The 21,710-nt window shown below is 68.2% G+C and carries 22 protein-coding genes and 1 tRNA gene; 15 read left to right on the top strand and 8 right to left on the bottom strand.

What is annotated here, in order from left to right; translation table 11 throughout:
* The first annotated feature begins 58 nt into the window (after positions 1-58).
* On the top strand, positions 59-1,363 hold the full coding sequence (gene hemN, locus KNJ79_RS15745) for an oxygen-independent coproporphyrinogen III oxidase (RefSeq protein ID WP_317151784.1): 1,305 nt from the start codon (positions 59-61) through the stop codon (positions 1,361-1,363).
* A gap of 27 nt (positions 1,364-1,390) precedes the next feature.
* On the opposite strand, the gene KNJ79_RS15740 is transcribed toward hemN, so the two are convergent.
* Together KNJ79_RS15740 and KNJ79_RS15735 are read right to left on the bottom strand one after the other, a co-directional pair.
* Positions 1,391-1,466 (bottom strand) — tRNA-Thr (locus KNJ79_RS15740).
* A 22-nt stretch (positions 1,467-1,488) separates the two neighbouring features.
* Entirely contained in the window at positions 1,489-2,361 is an 873-nt protein-coding gene (locus KNJ79_RS15735; protein ID WP_317151783.1) for a hypothetical protein, read from the bottom strand.
* Between the two features lie 63 nt (positions 2,362-2,424).
* On the opposite strand from KNJ79_RS15735, the gene KNJ79_RS15730 reads away from it, so the two are divergent.
* The 9 genes from KNJ79_RS15730 (at position 2,425) to KNJ79_RS15690 (ending at position 9,093) form a co-directional block, all read left to right on the top strand.
* Positions 2,425-3,000, top strand: a complete 576-nt coding sequence (locus tag KNJ79_RS15730; protein ID WP_089217316.1) for a NifU family protein — start codon at positions 2,425-2,427, stop codon at positions 2,998-3,000.
* A 39-nt stretch (positions 3,001-3,039) separates the two neighbouring features.
* Positions 3,040-3,633, top strand: coding sequence for a malonic semialdehyde reductase (locus tag KNJ79_RS15725; RefSeq protein ID WP_317151782.1), 594 nt, complete (start codon positions 3,040-3,042; stop codon positions 3,631-3,633).
* 18 nt (positions 3,634-3,651) lie between these two features.
* Positions 3,652-4,269 carry a tRNA (adenosine(37)-N6)-threonylcarbamoyltransferase complex dimerization subunit type 1 TsaB gene (gene tsaB, locus KNJ79_RS15720; RefSeq protein ID WP_317151781.1) on the top strand — a complete coding sequence of 206 codons (618 nt, stop codon included), beginning with the start codon at positions 3,652-3,654 and terminating at the stop codon, positions 4,267-4,269.
* The gene (locus tag KNJ79_RS15715) at positions 4,266-4,727 is read left to right on the top strand and encodes a GNAT family N-acetyltransferase (RefSeq protein ID WP_245836940.1); all 462 of its coding nucleotides are present in this window, start codon (positions 4,266-4,268) and stop codon (positions 4,725-4,727) included. The genes tsaB and KNJ79_RS15715 overlap by 4 nt, the downstream gene beginning before the upstream one ends.
* A 128-nt stretch (positions 4,728-4,855) precedes the next feature.
* On the top strand, positions 4,856-5,290 hold the full coding sequence (locus KNJ79_RS15710; protein ID WP_089217319.1) for a MucR family transcriptional regulator: 435 nt from the start codon (positions 4,856-4,858) through the stop codon (positions 5,288-5,290).
* Between the two features lie 122 nt (positions 5,291-5,412).
* Positions 5,413-5,838: a Fur family transcriptional regulator gene (locus KNJ79_RS15705; RefSeq protein WP_089217320.1), complete on the top strand. Its 426-nt coding sequence runs from the start codon at positions 5,413-5,415 to the stop codon at positions 5,836-5,838.
* Positions 5,807-6,604 carry a lysophospholipid acyltransferase family protein gene (locus tag KNJ79_RS15700; protein WP_317151780.1) on the top strand — a complete coding sequence of 266 codons (798 nt, stop codon included), beginning with the start codon at positions 5,807-5,809 and terminating at the stop codon, positions 6,602-6,604. The genes KNJ79_RS15705 and KNJ79_RS15700 overlap by 32 nt, the downstream gene beginning before the upstream one ends.
* Positions 6,605-6,611: 7 nt before the next feature.
* Entirely contained in the window at positions 6,612-7,949 is a 1,338-nt protein-coding gene (miaB, locus tag KNJ79_RS15695) for a tRNA (N6-isopentenyl adenosine(37)-C2)-methylthiotransferase MiaB (protein ID WP_317151779.1), read from the top strand.
* 151 nt (positions 7,950-8,100) lie between these two features.
* Positions 8,101-9,093 (top strand): PhoH family protein, encoded by a 993-nt coding sequence (locus tag KNJ79_RS15690; RefSeq protein ID WP_245836946.1) that lies wholly within the window; start codon positions 8,101-8,103, stop codon positions 9,091-9,093.
* Positions 9,094-9,244: 151 nt separating this feature from the next.
* Here KNJ79_RS15690 and KNJ79_RS15685 read toward each other — a convergent pair whose 3' ends face one another.
* Positions 9,245-9,625 carry a DoxX family protein gene (locus tag KNJ79_RS15685; protein WP_317151778.1) on the bottom strand — a complete coding sequence of 127 codons (381 nt, stop codon included), beginning with the start codon at positions 9,623-9,625 and terminating at the stop codon, positions 9,245-9,247.
* Between the two features lie 136 nt (positions 9,626-9,761).
* Here KNJ79_RS15685 and KNJ79_RS15680 point away from each other — a divergent pair, with 136 nt between their 5' ends.
* Entirely contained in the window at positions 9,762-10,220 is a 459-nt protein-coding gene (locus tag KNJ79_RS15680) for a carboxymuconolactone decarboxylase family protein (RefSeq protein WP_317151777.1), read from the top strand.
* Complete coding sequence (locus KNJ79_RS15675) at positions 10,220-11,089, top strand: sigma-70 family RNA polymerase sigma factor (protein ID WP_317151776.1); 870 nt, start codon at positions 10,220-10,222, stop codon at positions 11,087-11,089. The genes KNJ79_RS15680 and KNJ79_RS15675 overlap by 1 nt, the downstream gene beginning before the upstream one ends.
* 58 nt (positions 11,090-11,147) lie before the next feature.
* On the opposite strand, the gene KNJ79_RS15670 is transcribed toward KNJ79_RS15675, so the two are convergent.
* Both KNJ79_RS15670 and gltX read right to left on the bottom strand, forming a co-directional pair.
* Complete coding sequence (locus tag KNJ79_RS15670; protein WP_089217325.1) at positions 11,148-12,434, bottom strand: citrate synthase; 1,287 nt, start codon at positions 12,432-12,434, stop codon at positions 11,148-11,150.
* A 37-nt stretch (positions 12,435-12,471) separates the two neighbouring features.
* Positions 12,472-13,926 carry a glutamate--tRNA ligase gene (gene gltX, locus KNJ79_RS15665; RefSeq protein WP_317151775.1) on the bottom strand — a complete coding sequence of 485 codons (1,455 nt, stop codon included), beginning with the start codon at positions 13,924-13,926 and terminating at the stop codon, positions 12,472-12,474.
* A 112-nt stretch (positions 13,927-14,038) separates the two neighbouring features.
* On the opposite strand from gltX, the gene KNJ79_RS15660 reads away from it, so the two are divergent.
* Positions 14,039-16,144, top strand: a complete 2,106-nt coding sequence (locus KNJ79_RS15660; RefSeq protein WP_317151774.1) for a ComEC/Rec2 family competence protein — start codon at positions 14,039-14,041, stop codon at positions 16,142-16,144.
* On the opposite strand, the gene lexA is transcribed toward KNJ79_RS15660, so the two are convergent.
* The 3 genes from lexA to moaC form a co-directional block, all read right to left on the bottom strand.
* Positions 16,098-16,781, bottom strand: a complete 684-nt coding sequence (gene lexA, locus KNJ79_RS15655; protein WP_317151773.1) for a transcriptional repressor LexA — start codon at positions 16,779-16,781, stop codon at positions 16,098-16,100. The genes KNJ79_RS15660 and lexA overlap by 47 nt on opposite strands.
* A 66-nt stretch (positions 16,782-16,847) precedes the next feature.
* Entirely contained in the window at positions 16,848-18,038 is a 1,191-nt protein-coding gene (locus tag KNJ79_RS15650; protein ID WP_317151772.1) for a molybdopterin molybdotransferase MoeA, read from the bottom strand.
* Positions 18,035-18,508 (bottom strand): cyclic pyranopterin monophosphate synthase MoaC, encoded by a 474-nt coding sequence (gene moaC / locus KNJ79_RS15645; protein WP_089217330.1) that lies wholly within the window; start codon positions 18,506-18,508, stop codon positions 18,035-18,037. Before moaC ends, KNJ79_RS15650 begins: the two co-directional genes overlap by 4 nt.
* Positions 18,509-18,821: 313 nt before the next feature.
* Here moaC and KNJ79_RS15640 point away from each other — a divergent pair, with 313 nt between their 5' ends.
* Positions 18,822-20,882: a transglycosylase domain-containing protein gene (locus KNJ79_RS15640; protein WP_317151771.1), complete on the top strand. Its 2,061-nt coding sequence runs from the start codon at positions 18,822-18,824 to the stop codon at positions 20,880-20,882.
* A 314-nt stretch (positions 20,883-21,196) separates the two neighbouring features.
* Complete coding sequence (ybeY, locus tag KNJ79_RS15635; protein ID WP_089217379.1) at positions 21,197-21,703, top strand: rRNA maturation RNase YbeY; 507 nt, start codon at positions 21,197-21,199, stop codon at positions 21,701-21,703.
* Positions 21,704-21,710: the final 7 nt, after the last annotated feature.

The raw sequence follows: 21,710 nt of genomic DNA, 5'->3' as shown, positions 1-21,710 counted from the left end.
GCCCTGGACCTTGATCCCGGTCAATGCAGCGGCGGGGCGGCACGCCTAGTCCGATGCCATGTGGAGCTATTATCCCGACCTGCTCGCCCGGCCCGTGCCGCGCTATACGAGCTATCCGACCGCGCTCGAATTCGCCGAGGATGTCGGTGCGGACGACTATGCCGCCGCGCTCGACCGCGTCGCGCCCGCGACGCCGGTGTCGCTCTATGTCCATATCCCCTATTGCGAACAGATCTGCTGGTATTGCGGCTGCAACACCGGCGCGGCGGGACGCAGGCAACGGCTCGCCGACTATCTGACCGCGCTTCGCGCCGAGATTGCGGTCGTCGCCAGGCGGCTCGGCGGCCGCGCGCGCGTGCGGCGCATCGCCTTTGGCGGCGGCAGCCCCAACGCGATCGCGCCGGTCGATTTCGTGCGCCTTCTCGACCGCATTACCACCGTCTTCGACGTCGGCACCGCCGATATTTCGATCGAGATCGACCCGCGCGGCTTCACCGCCGAATGGGCGCTCGTGCTCGCCGCGGCAAAGGTGACGCGCGTCAGCATGGGGGTGCAGACCTTTTCGCCTCAGATTCAGGCGGCGATCGGGCGCATCCAGCCGCTCGCCGAGATCGAGGCGGCGGTGGCGGCGCTGCGGCTGCGCGGAATCGAGGCGATCAATTTCGACCTGATGTATGGGCTTCCGGGGCAGACGCTCGCCGATCTCGACGCGACGCTCGACGAAACGGTCCGCCTCGCACCGAGCCGCATCGCGCTGTTCGGCTATGCCCATCTGCCCGCGATGATCCCGCGCCAGCGCCGCATCGACGCGCGCTGCCTGCCCGGCCACGAGCAGCGCTTTCGCCAGGCCGCGCACGGCCACGGCCGCCTGACCGCCGCGGGTTATACCGCGATCGGCTTCGATCATTTCGCACGGCCGGGCGACCCGCTCGCCATCGCCGCGCGCGAGGGCAGGGTGAATCGCAACTTTCAGGGTTTTACCGAAGACGATGCCGCAGTGCTCATCGGCTTCGGCGCCAGCGCGATCAGCGGCTTTCCCGACCTGATCGTCCAGAACGAAAAGCGCTCGGGCCTTTATCGGGATCTTGTCGGCGCGGGGCATTTGGCCGCCGTGCGCGGCGTTCGGGTCGGTCCGGCGCAGCAGCGTCGCGGGCGGCACATCCGCGACATCCTGTGCCGCGGCCGATCCCGGTTCGACGATGCCGAGCCCGCGGACATTCGCGCCACCTTTCGCGATTTCGAACGGCGCGGCATCGTCGAATGGGAGGGAGACGAGCTGGTGGTCCGCGAGGCGGGCCTGCCCTATAGCCGGCATGTCGCCGCGCAGTTCGACGCGGTCCGGGGGCCCATCGCGTCGCTTTGAGCGGCGGGCAGGGGCCGTGCGGGAAGCTGGTGCCGGCTGTCGGACTCGAACCGACGACCTACCGCTTACAAGGCGGTTGCTCTACCAACTGAGCTAAGCCGGCGTGGCGCTTGTGGCCCTTTGCGTCAAATGATGCCGAAGGTCCAGCCTTCGGTGTCGGCAATCGCCTGCGTGAGGGGCGCAGGGGTCCATATCGCCGCCTCGCCCGCGATCGCGCGCAGCCACGCCGCGGCCAGCAGCGCATCGCTCGCATGGTCGCTTACCGGCCCCTTCATTCCGACCGGCTGCGATCCGAGCTGCGCCAGCGCGGCGTCGAGCGCGCCGCCGTCGTGAATCTTGCTGCGTCCGTGGGGCACGCCGGCGGCGCGCGCGGCGAGACTGGTGTAGATTTCGACGAGCAGCGGGCCGCGCGCGGGCACCGGATCGAGCGGCCAGAGCGGGATACGGCCGCCGAGCCGATGGAGCAGGCGCATCCCCGACAGGCTTGCCTTGCCGACCTGCGCCGCGCCGACGAGGTTGAAATTGCTGACGCTCGCGGCCTGCCGCGTCGCGCGCTGATGCCACTCGACGCACCGCAATCGCCCGGCGCCGGGTTCGAACAGGTCGCCGACATCGCCCGCCGCGTGACGGAAATGGCGGCGCGCCTCGCGGTGGGCCAGGAAAGCGCCGGATTCGAGGTGCGGATCGCCGCCCGCGAGCCGCTCGACGAGCGCCCAGAGCGCACGGATGTCCGGGGGACTTTCGGACCATAAGGGGAAATAGGCGCCGCGGTCGGCAAAGGCGAAGGCGGCGGAAAAGTCGAAGCCGATCAGCATGTCGGCGCGAGAGGCCGCGACCTCTTCCAGCCAGGCGGCGATCTCGGCGCGCGACCAGACATGTCCCGGCCGGATGAGCGCCGGCGCGGCCGCCCCGCTCGCCACCGCAAGCGCGATCCCGCGCTGCCGCTCGCCGCGGGCGCCCGACCAGTCGAGGGCGGCGAAATGGGTGAAGCGGCGCATCGCATCGCCTTAGCGCATGTGCGGTGCCTTGCACAAAGTCGCCTGGCGCCCCACATGCAGCCCATGCTGATCGAAACCGAATCGACGCCCAACCCGGCGACGCTCAAATTCCTGCCCGGCCGGCCGGTGATGGAAGCGGGGACGCGCGACTTTGCGAGCCCCGAAGAGGCCGAGGCTTCGCCGCTTGCGACCGCGCTCTTTTCGCTCGGCGACGTCACCGGCGTTTTCTTCGGCCGCGACTTCGTCTCGGTGACGATCGCGCCGGGTGCCGAATGGGCCGATGTGAAGCCCGACGTGCTCGGCATCGTGATGGATCATTTTCTCGCCGATATGCCGCTCTTTCACCCCGCGCGCGCCGGCTTCGCGGTTCCGGCCGAGGAGGAGGGCGGTTTCGCCGACGATCCCGCCGACGCCGACATCGTCGACCAGATCAAGGAACTGATCGAAACGCGCGTCCGCCCTGCGGTCGCCAACGACGGCGGCGACATCGTCTATCGCGGTTTCGACAAGGGCAATGTCTATCTGAAGATGCAGGGTGCGTGCGCCGGCTGTCCGTCCTCGACGGCGACGCTGAAGAATGGCATCGAGGCGCTGCTCAAACATTATGTTCCCGAGGTGACCGCGGTTCACGCCGTCTGATCGCCGCGGATTTCCATCCCAGCAACAGGAGATTGCCCGATGAGCGAGCCGCTGCCCGATGGCGCCCTCGACCAGCTGTTTCGCACCGCGCGCACCTATAATGGCTATCTCGACAAGCCGGTGAGCGAGGCGCAGCTGCGCGCGATCTGGGACCTGATGAAGTTCGGCCCGACGAGCGCGAACAGCCTGCCGGCGCGGATCGTCTGGTGCGTCTCGGACGAAGCGAAGGCAAAGCTCGCCGCGCTCGCCATGCCCGCGAACGGCGAGAAGATACTGAAAGCCCCGGTCACCGCGATCATCGCGATGGATCATGAGTTTTTCGAGCATCTGCCCGAATTTTTCCCGCACACCGATGCACGCAGCTGGTTCGCGGGCAATGCGCCGCTCGCCGAGGTCACCGCCTTTCGCAATTCGAGCCTGCAGGGTGCCTATTTCATCCTGGCGGCGCGTGCGCTCGGGCTCGACACCGGGCCGATGTCGGGCTTCGACAATGCCGCGGTCGACGCCGCCTTCTTTGCCGACACGCCGAATGTGAAGAGCAATTTCATCTCGACGCTCGGCTATGGCGACCCCGCGAGCATCTTCGAGCGCAGCCCGCGTCCCGATTTCGCGCGCTTCAATCGCATCGACTGAGGCCGCGGGCGGGCACCGATGCGAACCCTGGTCGTCGATTCGGCAAGCGAGGCCTGTTCGGTGGCGCTGTTCGACGACGGGCTGCTCGCCGACCATCGCCACGAAGTCATCGGCCGCGGCCATGCCGAGCGGCTGGTGCCGCTGATCGCCGAGCTGGCGGATGGCGCGCGCGCCGACGGACTCGCGGTCGGCTGCGGCCCGGGCAGCTTTGCCGGGGTGCGCATCGGGGTCGCGGCGGCGCGTGCGCTCGCGCTCGGCTGGGGCGTGCCGGTCCGCGGCTTTTCGACCCTCGCGCTCGTCGCGGCGGGGGCGGCCGATGCGATTCGCGAGGCGGGCGGTGCGCTCGTCGCGATGGAGGGCGGGCACGGGCAATGGTTCGTCCAGCCTTTTGCTGCCGACCTGGCCCCGCGCGGAGCGGTGCGCTCGCTGCTTCCCGACGCGGCGGTTGCGGCGGCCGATCCGCTCGTGATCGGCAACCGCGCCGAGGCCTTCGTCGCGCGCCGCGGCGCGGGACGGGCGCTGCCCCTGCTTCCCGATGCGCGCAGCTTTGCGGCGCTGCCCGATAGCGCGCTGTTCGACGATCCCAGCCCGATTTACGGGCGCGCTCCCGACGCCAGACCGATGGCGGCGCGATGAGCGGCGAAATCCGCCTTTCCGACGCGCGCATCGCCGACACCGGCGCGGTGATGCGGGTGATGGAGGCGGCCTTCGATCCCGCCTATGGCGAAGCGTGGAGCACCGCGCAGCTTGCTACCCTGTTCGCGCTGTCTACGGCGCGCGTGTGCCTGGCTTGGGACGGCGAGGTGCCGTGCGGCTTTTCGGCGGCGCGGATCGCGGGGCCGGAGAGCGAACTGCTGCTGCTCGCGGTCGATCCCGCGTGGCGCGGTCGCGGGGTCGGCCGCCGCCTGCTCGACGACTGGATGCGTTGGGCCGCCAATAAGGGCGTAAATGAATATTTTCTCGAAATGCGTGCCGATAACGAGGCAGTTCATCTGTATGAAACCGCAGGTTTCGCGGAGTGCGGACGCCGGCGGCAATATTATCGCGGCCGCGACGGTGTCGTTCGCGATGCGATTACGATGCGGCGCGCGTGAACGCCCGAACCGCGCCAATCCTCCATTGCGAAACTGGTGCCATAATGGCATGAATGTATCACGGGCAAGAAATGACATCACTATTTCCTGTCTGTGTTCTCCGGGTCGCCCAATAAGGAATCTCCGAAATGTCGGAACAATCTGATACCAATGAAATGCTCGTCACTTTGACGGCAGATATCGTCGCCGCGCATGTCAGCAACAACAGCGTCGCGATTTCCGATCTCGCCATGCTGATCAATAATGTCCACAGCGCCTTGTCGGGACTGGGCAATCAGCCGGTCGAGGAAGAAAAGCCGGTGCCGGCGGTCTCGATCCGCGCGTCGGTAAAGCCCGATCACATCGTCTGTCTGGAAGACGGCAAGAAGCTGAAAATGCTCCGCCGCCACCTGATGACGCACTACGGGATGACCCCCGACGATTATCGCGCCAAATGGGGGCTGCCCGCCGACTATCCGATGGTCGCGCCCAACTATGCCGAAAAGCGCCGCGCGCTGGCCAAGGAAATCGGCCTCGGTACCAAGGGTCGCGGTGGCGGACGGAAGCGCAAGAAGGTCGTATAGGACCGGCTTTCAACGATTTGGAACGGGGACGGCGCAGCGGGTGCCGCCCTTGTTCTATGCGCTGAGCGACCTTATACAGGTGTCATAAACGACACGACTGCGCATCAGCAGGAAAGGCCCGCATGTCCGGAACGATCGACCTTGAAGCCCTGTGCCACGAAAAGGGTCTGCGGATCACCGAACAGCGCCGGATCATCGCGCGCGTGATCTCCGATTCCGAGGATCATCCCGACGTCGAGACGCTCTATGAACGCGCCTCGGCGATCGACAGCGGCATTTCGATCGCCACCGTTTACCGCACCGTACGCCTGTTCGAGGAGGCGGGGATTCTCGACCGCCACGATTTCGGCGACGGCCGCTCGCGCTATGAGGCGGCACCCGAGGCGCATCACGACCATCTGATCGACGTCGAGACGGGCAAGGTCGTCGAATTCGTCGATCCCGAACTCGAAGCGCTGCAAAAGGTGATCGCCGAGCGGCTCGGATACCGGCTCGTCGACCACCGCATGGAACTTTATGGTGTCTCCCTCGATCGCAAGCGCGACTGATCGCGCTCCGGTCACCTGGCGTTCGGTCCTGCGCTTCACCGCGATGGTGCTGGCGCTGCTCTTCCTGATCGTTCCGCACCTCTGCTACCGCGCCGCCGGGCGCCCCTCGCCGATGGTGATGGCGTTCCTCAACGCCGCCGGCTGGATCGCGGGCCTGCGCATCCGCACGACGGGCAAAAGGCTGAAGCGCAATGTGCTGTTCGCCGCCAATCATCTGAGCTGGCTCGATATATTGGCGCTCGGCGGCGCGGCGCGGTCGGCCTTCGTGTCGCGCGCCGATATCGAGACGGTGCCGCTCGTCGGCTGGCTCGCCGACCAGAACAACACCGTCTATGTCGAGCGCGAGGCGCGGCGCGACATCCACAATCAGGCCAGCAGCCTGCGCGGCGCGCTGAAGCGCGGCCAGCCGGTCACGCTGTTTCCCGAGGGCACGACGGGGCCGGGCGACGGGCTGCTGCCGTTCCGCGCCTCGCTCTTCGCCGCGGTGACGCCGCCGCCGCCCGGGGTGCGCGTCCAGCCGGTGTTCCTCGACTATGGCGAGGATGCGACCGACATTTCGTGGCAGGACCCCGAATCGGGGCTCGACAATTTCAAGCGGCTGATCGCGCGCAAACGTCCGATCTGGCTGACGATCCACTATCTCGATCCGCTGCCCTATGAAACGACGCACGACCGCAAGGCAATCAGCGAAGCGGCGCGCCGCGCGATCGCCGCAACGCAGGCTGTGGCGGACCGCCCTTCCGCCCGTCACGCGCATCGCCTATAGCGGCGCGATGAAATCCGACTCCCCCAGAACCTATCGCGTCAAATCTTTCGGCTGCCAGATGAACGTCTATGACGGCGAGCGCATGGCCGAGATGCTCGGCGCCGAGGGCTATGTGCCCGCCGCCGACGGCGCCGATGCCGATCTCGTCGTGCTCAACACCTGCCACATCCGCGAAAAGGCGGCCGAGAAAGTCTATTCGGACATCGGCCGGCTGAAGCGCGACGACGGCACCCGCCCGACGATCGCCGTCGCGGGCTGCGTCGCGCAGGCCGAGGGCGCCGAGATTGCGCGCCGCGCGCCGAGCGTCGACGTCGTTGTCGGGCCGCAGGCCTATCACCGCCTGCCCGAGCTGATCGCGCGCGCCGGGCGCGGCGAGAAAGCGGTCGATCTCGACATGCCGGCGGAGAGCAAGTTCGGCGCGCTGCCGAAGCGCGCCGGCGGCCAGCGCCCGACCGCCTTTCTGACCGTGCAGGAAGGCTGCGACAAATTCTGCACCTATTGCGTCGTCCCCTATACGCGGGGCGCCGAAATCAGCCGGCCCTTCGCCGACCTGATCGCCGAAGCGCGCGCGCTCGTCGAAGGCGGGGTGCGCGAAATCACGCTGCTCGGGCAGAATGTCAACGCGTGGGACGGCGAGGACGACAAGGGGCGGGCGATCGGGCTCGACGGGCTGATCCGCGAACTCGCGAAGGAGGATGGGCTCGAACGCATCCGCTATACGACCAGCCACCCCAATGACATGACCGACGGGCTGATCGCCGCACATGGCGAGGTCGCGAAGCTGATGCCCTTCCTCCACCTGCCGGTGCAGGCGGGCAGCGACCGCATCCTTGCGGCGATGAACCGCAGCCACAGCGTCGAATCCTATCTGAAGGTCATCGAGCGCGTCCGCGCCGCGCGCCCCGACATCGCGATCTCGGGCGATTTCATCGTCGGCTTTCCGGGCGAAACCGAAGAGGATTTTCAGGCGACGCTCGATATCGTCCGCGCGACCAACTACGCGATGGCCTACAGCTTCAAATATTCGCGCCGCCCCGGCACCCCCGCCGCGGCGATGGAAGGTCAGGTCAGCGAAGCGGTGATGAACGACCGCCTCCAGCGGCTCCAGGCGCTGCTCAACGAACAGCAGCAAGCGTTCAACGAGGCGACCGTCGGCCGCACGACGCGCCTGCTGCTCGAACGCACAGGCAAGCACGACGGCCAGCTGATCGGCAAGTCGCCGTGGCTCCAGTCAGTCCACGTCACTGCGCCGGGATTCGCCATCGGCGATATGGTCGATGTGCGCATCATCTCGGCGGGTCCGAACAGCCTCGGCGCCGAGCCGGTGCTGGAGACGGTCGCCTGATGCCGGTTCGGGGTTCGTGTGTCCCCGCGAAGGCGGGGACCCATCTCCGTCCGCCGAATTTGGAGAGCATCAGTGATGGACTCCCGCCTTCGCGGGAGTACACAGAATATATTGCCAGCTGAGGAGCCCTGCCCACGTGTCCAAACGCCCGATGACCGCCGCTGCCCCCGCCGAACCCGGCGACCGCGTTCGACTGACGGCCGAATTTGAAAGGACACAGCTTCTCGGCATCCTCTTCGGCGAATTCGACCGCAATCTTGTCGCGATCGAAAACCGCCTCGGCGTCTATATCTCGGCGCGCGGCAACCGCGTGCAGATCGAGGGCGAGGCCGAGGCGGCGGCGCGCGCCCGCGACGTGCTCACCGACCTTTATGCCCGCATCGAGCGCGGCGAAGAGGTCGACGCTGGGCTCGTCGATGCGGTGATCGCGATGTCGGCGCAGCCGACGCTTGACGGCATCATCCGCCACGAGGCGACCGAGGCGCCGCCGGTGATGATCCGCACGCGCAAGAAGACGATCGTCCCCCGCGCGCCGTCACAGATCCCCTATATGCAGGCGATCGCGCGCGACGATGTGATCTTCGCGCTCGGCCCCGCGGGCACCGGCAAGACCTATCTCGCGGTCGCGCAGGCAGTCGCGCAGCTGATCACCGGCAGCGTCCAGCGCCTGATCCTGTCGCGCCCCGCGGTCGAGGCGGGGGAGAAGCTGGGCTTCCTTCCCGGCGACATGAAGGAAAAGGTCGATCCCTATCTGCGTCCGCTCTACGACGCGCTCCACGACTGTCTGCCCGCCGAGCAGGTCGAGCGCCGTATCGCGAGCGGCGAGATCGAGATTGCGCCTTTGGCCTTCATGCGCGGCCGCACGCTCGCCGATGCCTTCATCATCCTCGACGAAGCGCAGAATACGACGATCCCGCAGATGAAGATGTTCCTGACCCGCTTCGGCATGAACAGCCGCATGGTCATCTGCGGCGACCCCAAGCAGGTCGATCTGCCCGCGCCCGCAACCTCGGGTCTTGCCGACGCGGTCGCGCGGCTCGAGGGTGTGGAGGGGATCAGCGTCAGCCGCTTCACCAGCGCCGACGTCGTTCGCCATCCGGTCGTCGGGCGGATCGTCGAAGCCTATGAGGGGCCGGGGGCGTAGAGGCCGCGGCATTTATGGGAATGTCGGCTTTGGGGTGGGAAGCGGCCGTCCCTCTCTCTTTGTCACTCCCGCTTTCGCGGGAATGACAAGGTTATGAAATGCCGATCGTCGTCCATCGGTCGCTACCGGCCTTTCTAAACTTGCCGGCCTTCTATGCCTTGCGCGCGCCGTCGACGCTCCAGATTCCCGCGCCGCGCGTCGCGATGAACAGGAAGAGGAAGCAGTAGAGGACGATCGTCTCGCCGCCGTTGACGATCGGATAGGGGCTCTGGCTGCCGTGGACGACCCAATAGCCGACCGCCGCCATGCCGCTCGCGATAAAGGCAGCGGGGCGCGTGAACAGGCCGAGGACGATGAGCGCGCCCGCGACCAGCTCGATCGTGCCCGCCGCATAGAGCATCGGATTGAGCGGCATCGGAAAATCGGTCGGAAAGTTCAGGAATTTCTGCACGCCATGCGCGAGGAACAACAGGCCCGAAACGATACGCAGCAACGCATAGGCCTGTTCGGTGAAACCATCGAGAAACTTCATGGCACGCCCCTTCCTTTACTGTCGGTGGCGCAAACTACCCGATTTCTCCCTCGGCGCGAATTTTTTTCGCGGCGCATGTCACAGCGGCGCATCCCGCCTCGTCATATCGGTGCAACCCAAACCAAGGAGCATGGACATGACCAAGGTAACCGACCCCTTCGCCGCCGCGCCGCAGCTGATGAAGCAGTGGATGGCGACTTCGCTCGCGGTGCAGGACAGCCTCGAGAAGAGCCTGATCGAACTCGTCAAGATTCGCGCGTCGATCGTCAACGGCTGCGCCAATTGCATCAATATGCACACCGCCGAAGCACGCGCCGCAGGCGAGAGCGAACAGCGCATCTACCTGCTCGCCGCGTGGCACGAGGCGCCCTGCTACACGCCGCGCGAACGTGCCGCGCTCGCCTGGACCGACGCCTTGACGGGGCTGTCGCAGGGGCACACACACAAGGCTGCCAAGGAGGCGATCGAGGCTGAATTCACGCCGGAGGAACAGATGAAACTGACGCTGATGATCAACATCATCAACGGCTGGAACCGCATCGCGGTCGGCTTCGGCCTCTGGTACGAAGGCGGCGCCCCGGCCAAGGCTGCCTGATGGAGGAGGCGCGAGGCACCCGTGACGCGGCGGACGCGGCGGCGCGTTTCGACCCGCTGCGTCCGCTGCTCGTCCGCGTCGCCTATCGTATGCTGGGGTCGGTCGCCGATGCCGAGGATGTCGTGCAGGATGCCTTCATCCGCTGGCTCGGCGCCGATCGCGACGCGATCGCGGTGCCCGAGGCGTGGTTGCGCCGCACCGTGACGCGGCTGTGCCTCGACCAGCTGAAATCGGCGCGGGCGCGGCGCGAGACCTATGTCGGCCCGTGGCTTCCCGAACCGCTCGTCGAGGACGAGCCTGCGGATGACGTGACGCTGCCGTTGATGCTCGCGCTCGAACGGCTCTCCCCCTTGGAGCGCGCGGCTTTCCTGCTCCACGACGTTTTCGGCGTCGGTTTCGACGAGGTCGCGGCGACGATCGGCCGCGACGCCGCCGCAGCGCGCCAGCTCGCCGCGCGCGCCCGCACCCACGTCCGCGAGGCGCGCCCGCGCTACAAGCTCGAAAAGGCGCGCGGACTCGAAATCGCCGAGGCCTTCTTCGCCGCCTCGCGCAGCGGCGACATGGCGGCACTCGGCGCGCTCCTTGCCGCCGACGTCGGCATGTGGTCCGACGGCGGCGGCAAGCGCCCCGCGGCGGTCGTTCCGGTGCTCGGCTTCGACACGGTGATGAAGGTCCACCGCAGCCTTGCGGTGCTGTTCGGCAAATATGGCTCGACCTTGCTCCACACCGGCATGATCAACGGCCTGCCGGGCTTCGTTACGCGCGAGTCCGATGGCGAGGTGCAGACGACCGCGCTCGAGATCGAGGACGGTCGCATCGTCGGCATCTATGTCGTGCGCAATCCCGACAAGCTCGTCCATTTGCATTGAACCAAAAAAAGGGGCCGCGAGCGACCCCTTCCTTCGACCATGGTTATGGTGCTGCGGTTCAGCGCTTGTCGACCGGCACATAGGGGCGCTGCGCCGGGCCGGTGTAAAGCTGGCGCGGGCGGCCGATCTTCTGCGCGGGGTCGGAAATCATCTCGTTCCACTGCGCGACCCAGCCAACGGTGCGGGCGAGAGCGAAAAGCGCGGTGAACATCGTCGTCGGGAAACCGATCGCCGACAGGATCACGCCCGAATAGAAATCGACGTTCGGGAACAGCTTCTTTTCGGCGAAATAATCGTCGCTGAGCGCCATTTCCTCGAGCTGGAGCGCGACGTCGAATACCGGGTCGCTGACCTTGAGCGCCGCGAACACCTCGCGCACCGTCTTTTGCATCACGGTCGCGCGCGGGTCGTAATTCTTGTAGACGCGGTGGCCGAAACCCATCAGGCGGAACGGGTCATCCTTGTCCTTCGCGCGCGCGATATATTCGGGGATGCGCTCGGGGCGGCCGATCTCGCGCAGCATGTTGAGCGCCGCTTCGTTCGCGCCGCCGTGCGCCGGACCCCACAGGCAGGCGATACCCGCCGCGATGCACGCGAAGGGGTTCGCGCCCGACGAGCCGGCGAGGCGCACGGTCGAGGTCGAGGCGTTCTGCTCATGGTCGGCGTGGAGAATGAAGATGCGGTCGAGCGCGCGTTCGACCGCGGGGACGATTTCATATTCCTCGGCCGGCACGCCAAAGGTCATGCGCAGGAAATTGCCCGTGTAGCTCAGCTCGTTGTTCGGATAGATGAAGGGCTGGCCGATCGAATATTTATACGCCATCGCCGCGATCGTCGGCATTTTCGCGATCAGCCGGTGGCTCGCGATCATCCGCTGGTGCGGGTCCTGAATGTCGGTCGAGTCGTGATAGAAGGCCGACAGCGCGCCGACGACGCCGCACATGATCGCCATCGGGTGCGCGTCGCGGCGGAATCCGCGATAGAAGGTCGCGAGCTGTTCGTGCAGCATCGTGTGACGGGTGATCGTATTGTCGAAGGTCTTGAGCTCGTCGGCGCTCGGCAGTTCGCCGTTGAGCAGCAGATAGGCGACTTCCATGAAGCTCGAATGTTCGGCAAGCTCGCCGATCGCATAGCCGCGATGGAGCAGCACGCCTTCGTCGCCGTCGATATAGGTCAGTTTCGACTCGCAACTCGCGGTCGAGGTGAAGCCGGGATCGTAAGTGAAGGCCCCGGTCTGACCATAGAATTTGCGGATGTCGACGACGTCGGGCCCTACGGTTCCCGACAGAATCGGGCTCTCGACGCTCTTGTCCCCCAGGGTGATGGTGGCGGTCTTGTCGGTCATGGTTTGTTCCCTGTGCTAGAGGCCGAAGGCGATGTGGCTACGCCCCTGCCGGATAATTGTGCGCTGCGTCAAGTCGCGCCAGGCTCGCGTCGCGGCCGAGAAGCAGGAGCACGTCGAAAATCCCCGGCGAAACCGCGCGACCGGTGAGCGCGGCGCGCAGCGGCTGCGCGAGCTTGCCGAGGCCGAGTTCAGCCGATTCGGCGGTTTCGCGCACCGCGGCCTCGATTGCCTCGGCCGACCAGTCGTCCAGCGCGCGCAGCCTGTCGGCCGCAGCGGCCAGCAGCCCCTCGGGCGCATCGGCGAGCAGTTTCGCCGCCTTCTCGTCCATCGCCAGCGGGAGCGGCGCGAAGAGGAAGGTCGCACCCTCGGCGATTTCGATCAGCGTCCTGGCGCGCGGCTTCAGCGATTCCATCGCCTGCGCCAGCAGCGCGTGCTCGTCGCCAGTAAGCGCACGGCCGATCAGCGTTTCGACGCGCGGTGCGGCGAGCGCGGCGAGCCGGTCGTTGTCGGCCTCGCGCAGATAATGGCCGTTCAGATTCTCGAGCTTCTTGAAGTCGAAACGCGACGGTGAGCGGCCGATGTGCGCGAGGTCGAACCATTGGACGGCCTGCTCGCGGCTGATGATCTCGGCATCGCCATGCCCCCAGCCAAGGCGCAGGAGATAATTGTTCACCGCCTCGGGCAGATAGCCCATTTCGTCGCGATAGGCATCGACACCGAGCGCGCCGTGACGCTTCGACAGCTTCGCCCCGTCGGCGCCGTGGATCAGCGGGACATGCGCATAGACGGGTTCGCGCCACCCCATCGCGCGGAGCAGTGCGAGCTGGCGAAAGGCATTGTTCAGATGGTCGTCGCCGCGGATCACATGCGTCACGCCCATGTCGTTGTCGTCGACGACGACGCTCAGCATATAGGTCGGCGTGCCGTCCGAGCGCAGGAGGATGAAATCGTCGAGCTCGGCGTTCTGCACGGTCACTTCGCCCTGCACCCGGTCGTCGATCGTCGTCGCGCCGTCCTGCGGCGCGCGCAGGCGGATGACGTGGGGGAGCGCGGGGTCGCCGTCGTCGCGGTCGCGCCACGGGCTGCGGACGCGGAAGGGCTTGCGCTTTTCCTGCGCCTCGGCGCGCATCGCGGCGAGCTCGTCCTGCGTCAGATAGCAGCGATAGGCCTCGCCCTTTGCAAGCAGTTCCTGCGCGACCTCGGCGTGGCGGTCGGCGCGCGCGAACTGATAGACGGCATCGCCGTCCCAATCGAGTTCGAGCCAGCGCATCCCGTCGAGGATCGCCTCGATCGCCGCCTCGGTCGAGCGCGCGCGGTCTGTGTCCTCGATGCGCAGCAGGAATTTGCCGCCGTGATGGCGGGCGAACAGCCAGTTGAACAGCGCGGTGCGCGCGCCGCCGATATGAAGGAAACCGGTCGGCGAAGGCGCAAAGCGCGTTACGACATCGGCGCCGGTCGCTTCGACCGGATCGGTGGGGTTTTGGGTTGCCACTGGCGACTCTTTCAATCAGGTTGCCCGCGCCGCGAGAGCCGGCGCCGCAGGGATCGGGGGTGCCCCTAGCATGGCAACATGGCCGCTTCAAACGCCCATTGCCGGGGCGCCGATGCGGGCGCCGCGGCGGATCGCCGATTGGGTCGAGGCGCGGCTCGACGCCGACCGCGAACGGATCGCGCTGTGGCTGCCCGTCGCGCTCGGTGCGGGGATTGCGAGCTGGTTCGCCTTGCCGCGCGAGATCGACTGGATCGGGCTGCTCTTGCTGCTCGGCGGCGGCGCGCTCACCGGATGGCTGATCGGCTGGCAGCGGCGCTTCGGGCGCGTCGTCGCGATCGGTTGCGCCGCGGTTGCGGCAGGGTTCCTCCTGATCTGGGCGCGCGCGGCGTGGGTCGCGGCGCCGGTGCTCGCCTGGCCCGTGACGACGCAATTTTCGGCGGTCGTCGAAAGCGTCGAACCGCTGCCCGCGCGCGGGCAGGTGCGGCTGGTGCTGCGCCCCGCGGGGCGCCGCGACCTGCCGCCGCGACTGCGCGTGACCTTGCGCGGCGAGCAGGGCCGGGGAATCGTGCCCGGCGAGGCGATCGCGCTGCGCGCGCGGCTGATGCCGCCGCCGACCGCAGGCCTGCCCGGCGGCTATGATTTCGCGCAGCGCGCCTGGTTCGACCAGATCGGCGCGGTCGGCACGGCGCTTGGCGAGATCGCCCGCGCGCCGGGCGCCGGGGAAGGGCGGCCGCCGCTGCGCGCACGGCTGAGCGCGCATATTCATCAAGCGGTGCCGGGATCGCCCGGCGGGGTCGCCGCAGCGCTCGTCACCGGCGATCGCGGCGCGATCAGCGACGACGATGCCGAGGCGATGCGGCGCAGCGGGCTTGCGCACCTGCTGTCGATCAGCGGGCTGCACGTCACCGCGGTGGTCGGTTTCGCGATGCTGCTCGCGATGCGTCTGCTTGGCCTCAATCGGCGGCTCGCGCTTGCGGGCCATGTGCTGCCGCTCGCGGCGGCGGCGGGCGCGCTGGCCGGTGCGGGTTATACCTGGCTCGCGGGGGCCGAGGTGCCGACGCTGCGCTCGCTGATCGCCGCGCTGCTCGTGCTCGCGGCGTTCCTGCTCGGGCGCGAGGCGATCACCTTGCGCCTCGTCGCGGCGGGGGCGCTGCTCGTGCTGGTCTGGCGGCCCGAGGCGCTCGTCGGACCGAGCTTTCAGCTCAGCTTCGCCGCGGTGACCGCGATCATCGCGCTGCACGAGAGCCGCTGGATGCGCGATTTCGTGGGCCGGGGCGACGAGCCGTGGGTCGTGCGCTTCGGCCGCGGCATCGCGGGGTTGGTCATAACCGGGCTCGTCGTCGAGGTCGCGCTCGCGCCGATCGCGCTTTTCCATTTCCACAAGGCGGGACTCTATGGCGCGCTCGCCAACGTCGTCGCGATTCCGCTCACGACTTTCGTCATCATGCCGGCGGAGGCACTGGCGCTGCTGTTCGACGCGGCGGGGATCGGTGCGCTCTTCTGGTGGGTCGCCGGACAGGCGCTCGCCGCGCTGATCGCGCTCGCGCATCACGTCGCGGCGGCGCCGGGCGCGGTCGCGGCGCTGCCGATCTTTCCCGCCTGGGGTTTCGCGCTCGCCGTGCTCGGCGGACTGTGGCTGCTGCTGTGGCAGCGGCGCTGGCGCTTTGCCGGGCTCCTCCCTCTGCTCGCCGGCGGCGCTGCGCTGCTCGCGCAGCCGCGTCCCGATCTGCTGGTCAGCGGCGACGGGCGGCACATCGCCGCAGCGGTGCCGGGCGGCGGCTATGCGCTGCTGCGCGGGCGGGCGGGCGACTATGTGCGCGATGCGATGGCCGAGGCGGCGGGGGTCGACGAACCGCTCGGCGCGCTCACCGATCTGGACCATGTGGCGTGCAACCGCGATTTCTGCCGCTGGCGCCAGCGCGGGCGCACGATCCTCGCGCAGCGCGGCTACGACCGCATCGACGGCGCGGCGATGGCGCCCGCCTGCGCTGCGGCCGATGTCGTGATCAGCCACCGCTGGCTGCCGCGCGAATGCCGCGCACGCTGGCTGACGGTCGACCGCGACAGCCTGGCCGAAAGCGGCGGGCTCGCGCTCTATCTCGGAAGCGCGCCGCAGGTTGCCACCGCGCTACGCCGCGGCGACGAACATCCGTGGCGGCGCCCGCTTGCGGTCAGTGGTAACGACGAAGCAGTCCCGACAAACGCCCTTGCACCATGACGCGCTCGGCCTCGTAGCGCTGCGGCTCGTAGGAACTGTTCGCCGGGTCGAGCCGGATCATCCGGCCCTCGCGGCGGAAATATTTGAGCGTCGCGTCCTGCCCGTCGACCAGCGCGACGACGATGTCGCCCTCGCGCGCCGTGTCGGCCTTCTGGATCAGCGCATAATCGCCGTCGAGGATGCCCGCCTCGATCATCGAATCGCCCGAGACCTCGAGCGCATAATGATCGCCCGCACCGAGCAGCGCCGCGGGGACCGCGAGCTGGTTGTGATCCTCGAACGCCTCGATCGGCACGCCCGCGGCGATGCGGCCGTGGAGCGGCACTTCGACGATGTCGTTCGCGGCGACCGGCTTGAGCGCCGGCGGCGCCTTGCGCAGCGGGGTCACATTGTCGCGATGGTCGTGCATCGCGCTCTTCGCGCCCTCGGGGAGCCGGATCACCTCGAGCGCGCGCGCGCGATTGGGCAGGCGGCGAAGAAAACCCCTTTCTTCCAAGGCACTTATTAGACGGTGGATGCCCGATTTCGACTTGAGGCCCAGCGCCTCCTTCATCTCCTCGAACGAGGGCGAGATGCCGCTTTCGTCGAGTTTCTGCTGGATGAAGTGGAGCAGTTCATGCTGCTTCGCGGTCAACATCGCTTAGGTCTCCATGCTGCCATATCCGGACATATGGAGAACGATAGAGGAACAGAGCGGAACTTGTCAAGCGATGGCGATATAGTCCGCCGGCTCGCCCGCCGCGCGCGCCGGGGCGCCGATGTCGCGGATCACCAGCGCGTTGGCGCCGCCGAGCGGGAAGGTGCGGCCGCTGTCCTGCCCGTCGAACAGATGCAGTGCGCCGCGATCGAGCCGTGCGCGCAGATAGTCGCGCCGCGTCTTGCCCGGCCCAAGCGGCTTTGCGAGCGGCGCCGAGAGGACCGGCGGCAGCGGCGCCGCCGCGCCGGCGAGATGGCGGACGAGCGGCAGGAGAAACAGCGTCGCGGTCACGAAGGCCGAGGCGGGATTGCCCGGTAGGCCGAGCAGCAGCGCGTCGCCGAGCGTCCCCGCGATCAGCGGCTTGCCGGGTTTCATCGCGACCTTCCAGAAATCGACGCGGCCCCCGGCGTCGCCGAGCGCGCCCTGCACATGATCGTGGTCGCCGACCGACGCACCGCCGACGGTGACGATCACGTCGTGATGCCGCGCGAGATCCTGAAGCGCTGCGGCGATCCGCGCGCGCGCATCGCCGACGTGAAGCGGCAGGCCGGTGCGCGCGGGTTCGCCCGCGAGCATCGCGGCGAGCATCACGCCGTTGCTGTCGGGGATCTGGCCGGGCGCGAGCGGGCGGCCCGGTTGCACAAGCTCGTCGCCGGTGGTCAGGATCGCGACGCGCGGGCGGCCGCCGACGTGCAGCTGGCTCGCCCCGCTCATCACCGCGGCGGCGATCGCGCCGGGGGTGAGGCGGGTTCCGGCGGCGAGCAGCCGCTCGCCCGCGGCGAAATCGCTCGCGCGGGCGCGGACGTGCTGGCGCTCGCGGATGGCGTCGGAGGTCGTGAGTGCCAGCCGCCCGCCCTCGGCCGCGACATCCTCCTGAATGACGACGGTATCGGCGCCTTCGGGAAGCATCGCGCCGGTGAAGATGCGCATCGCTTCGCCCGCCGCCAGCGCATGGGCGGGCGGGCCGCCCGCGGCGCTTTCGCCGGCGATCGTCCACGGCCCGGGCAGATCGGCACAGCGGACCGCATAGCCGTCCATCGCCGACAACGGCGCGGCGGGCTGATCGCGCAGCGCGACGACATCCTCCGCCAGATAGCGGCCGAGTGCGTCGCAAAAAGCGACATTCTCGCCCGCAAGCGGAGGCCGAAGCGCGAGCAGGCGCGCCTGCGCCTCTTCGACGGGGAGGAGCGCGCTCATTCGGCGCGCCAGTCGCCCGAGCGGCCGCCGCTCTTTTCGAGCAGGCGGATATCGCCGATCAGCATCGCGCGGTCGAGCGCCTTCGCCATGTCGTAGAGGGTGAGGAGCGCGACGGACGCCGCGGTGAGCGCTTCCATCTCGACCCCCGTCGGGCCGGTCGTTGCCGCGGCCGCGCGCACCGAAATGCCGTCCTCCTCCCACGCGAAATCGACCGCCACGCTGGTCAGCGCGATCGGGTGGCAGAGCGGGATCAGCTCGGCGGTGCGCTTGGCGGCCATGATCCCGGCGATGCGCGCGGTCGAGAGTATGTCGCCCTTGGGCGCGTTGCCGCTGCGGATCGCGGCGAGTGCGTCGGCGGACATCGCGATACGCCCCCCGGCGACGGCGCGCCGTTCGGTCGCGGGCTTGGCGCCGACGTCGACCATATGCGCCGCGCCGCTGTCGTCGAGGTGAGTCGGTTTGCTCGTCATCGCCGCGGACCGAAGCAATGCGCGGCGCGAAAGGCAAGGGGGGAGGAGGCAAGCCTCATGCTTCATTCCATGTCGGTCGTGCGGCCGATTGCGCTCGACGGCTGGAATCGACCGGTTGCTGCCCTATTTATCATCGTCACCCCGGACTTGATCCGGGGTCCATGACTTCGGCGCTGCTGTGGATCCCGGATCAAGTCCGGGATGACGAAAGAGAGCAGGCGAACGTCCGCGTCCCACCCCATTGCCACCACACTACAACCGCCACCGAACGCATTTGCTTCGCCTGTATTGCAAGTGTAATACGGCCGCCGGCATGACCGCGTTCGACCATCCGCTTTTCACCTCGCCGCCGCCGCCGGCCGAGGAAGTGCCGCTCGTCCCGCCGGGCGAGGGGGCGTCGGGCCCCGAGTCGCGGTGGCGGCGGCGGTTGCGGTGGGCCGGGCGCGGTTTTGCGGGGCTTGCGCTGCTGTTCGTGGTGCTCGTCGCATGGCTCGCGATCACCGCGCCGCTGTCGAAATCGCTCGAACCGATCGCGCCGCCCGAGATCACCCTGCTCGCGTCCGACGGCACGCCGATCGCGCGCACGGGGGCGATCGTCGAGAAGCCGGTCGAGGTCGCGAAATTGCCGAAGCATGTCAGCGGCGCCTTCCTCGCGATCGAGGATCGCCGCTTTTACAGCCATTGGGGCATCGACCCGCGCAGCATCGGCCGCGCGCTGTGGACGAACATCACCTCGGGCCGCACCGAAGGCGGCAGCACGATCACCCAGCAGCTCGCCAAATTCACCTTCCTCTCGCCCAAGCGCACGCTGGGGCGCAAGGCGCGCGAGGCGCTGATCGCCTTCTGGCTCGAGGCGTGGCTGAGCAAGGACGAGATCCTCGAACGCTATCTGTCGAACGCCTATTTCGGCGACAACGCCTATGGCCTGCGCGCCGCCTCGCTCCATTATTTCAACCGCCAGCCCGAAAAGCTGACGCCTGCGCAGGCGGCGATGCTCGCGGGGCTGGTGAAGGCGCCCTCGCGCCTCGCGCCGACGCGCAATCCCGACCTCGCCGCAAAGCGGATGCACCTCGTCCTCGATGCGATGGCCGAAGAGGGCTATATCACGCCGGGGCAGGCGAAGACGCTGCGCGCGCCGCGGATCGACCCGCGCTCGCGCGCCGACCTGCCGACCGGCACCTATTTCGCCGACTGGGCGCTGCCCGAAGCACGCAAGCTGAGCGACGTCGGCTATGCGCGCCAGACGATCCGCACGACGCTCGATTCGCGGCTCCAGGCCGCGGCGCGCCGCGCGGTGGCGCGCGCGCCGCTCGGCAAGGCGCAGATCGCGCTCGTCGCGATGCGCCCGAACGGCGAGGTCGTCGCGATGATCGGCGGCAAGGATTATGCGGACAGCCCGTTCAACCGCGCGACGCAGGCGCGGCGCCAGCCCGGATCGACCTTCAAGCTGTTCGTCTATCTCGCCGCGCTGCGCGCCGGGTGGGAACCGGACGACATGATCGACAACCGGCCGATCGAGACCGGCGGCTACCGGCCCAAAAATTCGGGGGGCCATTATTCGCCGGCGATCACGCTCGAACGCGCCTTTGCGACGTCGAGCAATGTCGCCGCGGTGCGGCTGTTCCAACGGGTCGGCGATGACCGGGTGATCGCGATGGCGCGCGCACTTGGCGTGACCGCACCGCTCGCGCGCGGCGATTCGAGCCTCGCGCTCGGCACGTCGAGCATGTCGCTGCTCGAACTCACATCGGCCTATGCGGCGGTCGCCGCGGACAGCTATCCGGTCGAGCCGCGCGCCTTCGCGGCCGAAGAGCCGGGCTGGTTCGCGCGCATCTTTTCGGGGCCCGACAGCTTTTCCTCGCGCGTTCATGGCGACATGGAACAGATGCTCCGCGCCGCGGTGAACCGCGGCACCGGGCGCGCCGCGATGCTGAGCGTCCCCAATTACGGCAAGACCGGAACCAGCCAGGACAATCGCGACGCGCTGTTCGTCGGCTATGCCGGCGGGCTCGTCGTCGGGGTGTGGATCGGCAACGACGACAATAGGCCGCTCAAGGGCATTTCGGGCGGCGGCCTGCCCGCGCGGGTGTGGCGCGATTTCATGACGCAGGCGCTGGGGCAGAAAAGCGCGCCGAAGCGGCCCGCGCCCGCGGTCGACCCCGAGGGGCCGGTGCAGCCGCTCGACGTCCCCGACATCGGCGCCATTCCGGTCGGCGAGAAGACGACGGTGGGGGTGCAGGACGGGCAGGCGGTGGTGCGGACCGAGATCAACGGCACGCCGATCGACCTCCGCCTGCCGCTCGGCGACCGGTCGGCCGAGCCGCAGCCCGAAGCGGGGCCGGCGCCTGAACCCCCGCCGGCGCCGCAGCCGTAGGACTAACGTCTCTGGAATGCAGCGCCTGTGAAATTCTGTGTGTCCCCGCGAAGGCGGGGACCCATCTCCCGGACGGTGCTATTTTGAACCCTTCGGAGATGGGCTCCCGCCTTCGCGGGAGCACACATGTTGGCCTGTCGACCGGGAGCGCGGCTGCAACCGAACGCGAGTGTCTGCAATTTCCGCTGTCCTGCATCGGCCCGGCGCGGTAGCGTCCGATATATGACACCCGCCTTTCCTCATCCGGTGCCGACCATGCGATTCCACAGTGAAGTTGCGCAGATTTCGGCCATTTTCGTTCAGAGCCCGCCCCCATGCTGACCGTCGAAACGCATCAGGCCGCGCCGTGGCCGAGCCGGCTCGACTGGGACGCGCGCGCGTCCGAAGCGGTCGCGGCGGCGCTGGGGCTCACCCCCTTCGCCGAACTCGTCGACGCGGCGCCGCTCGTCGAGGTGGCGGTGCGGCTGACCGACGATGCCGAGGTGCAGACGCTCAACCGCGATTTTCGCGGGCGTGACAAGCCGACCAATGTGCTGTCCTTTCCGCAGGTGCAGCCCGACCTGCTCGAAAGCCTCGACAACAGCGACGACGGCGAAATATTGCTCGGCGACATCGTGCTGGCGCGCGAGACCTGCGCGCGCGAGGCCGGGGAGAAGGGGATCAGCGTCGAAGACCATGCGACGCACCTGATCGTCCACGGCGCGCTGCACCTCGTCGGCTATGACCATATGGACGATGTCGCGGCGAGCGCGATGGAGGCGCTCGAAGCGAAAGCCCTTGCATCGCTGGGCATCGCCAATCCATATGACGATCAGGATTGAACAAGGA

Origin of the sequence: Sphingopyxis indica, assembly GCF_032879645.1 — a bacterium.
Classification (GTDB): Bacteria; Pseudomonadota; Alphaproteobacteria; order Sphingomonadales; family Sphingomonadaceae; genus Sphingopyxis; species Sphingopyxis indica.
This window is presented reverse-complemented; position numbering and strand designations above follow the sequence as displayed.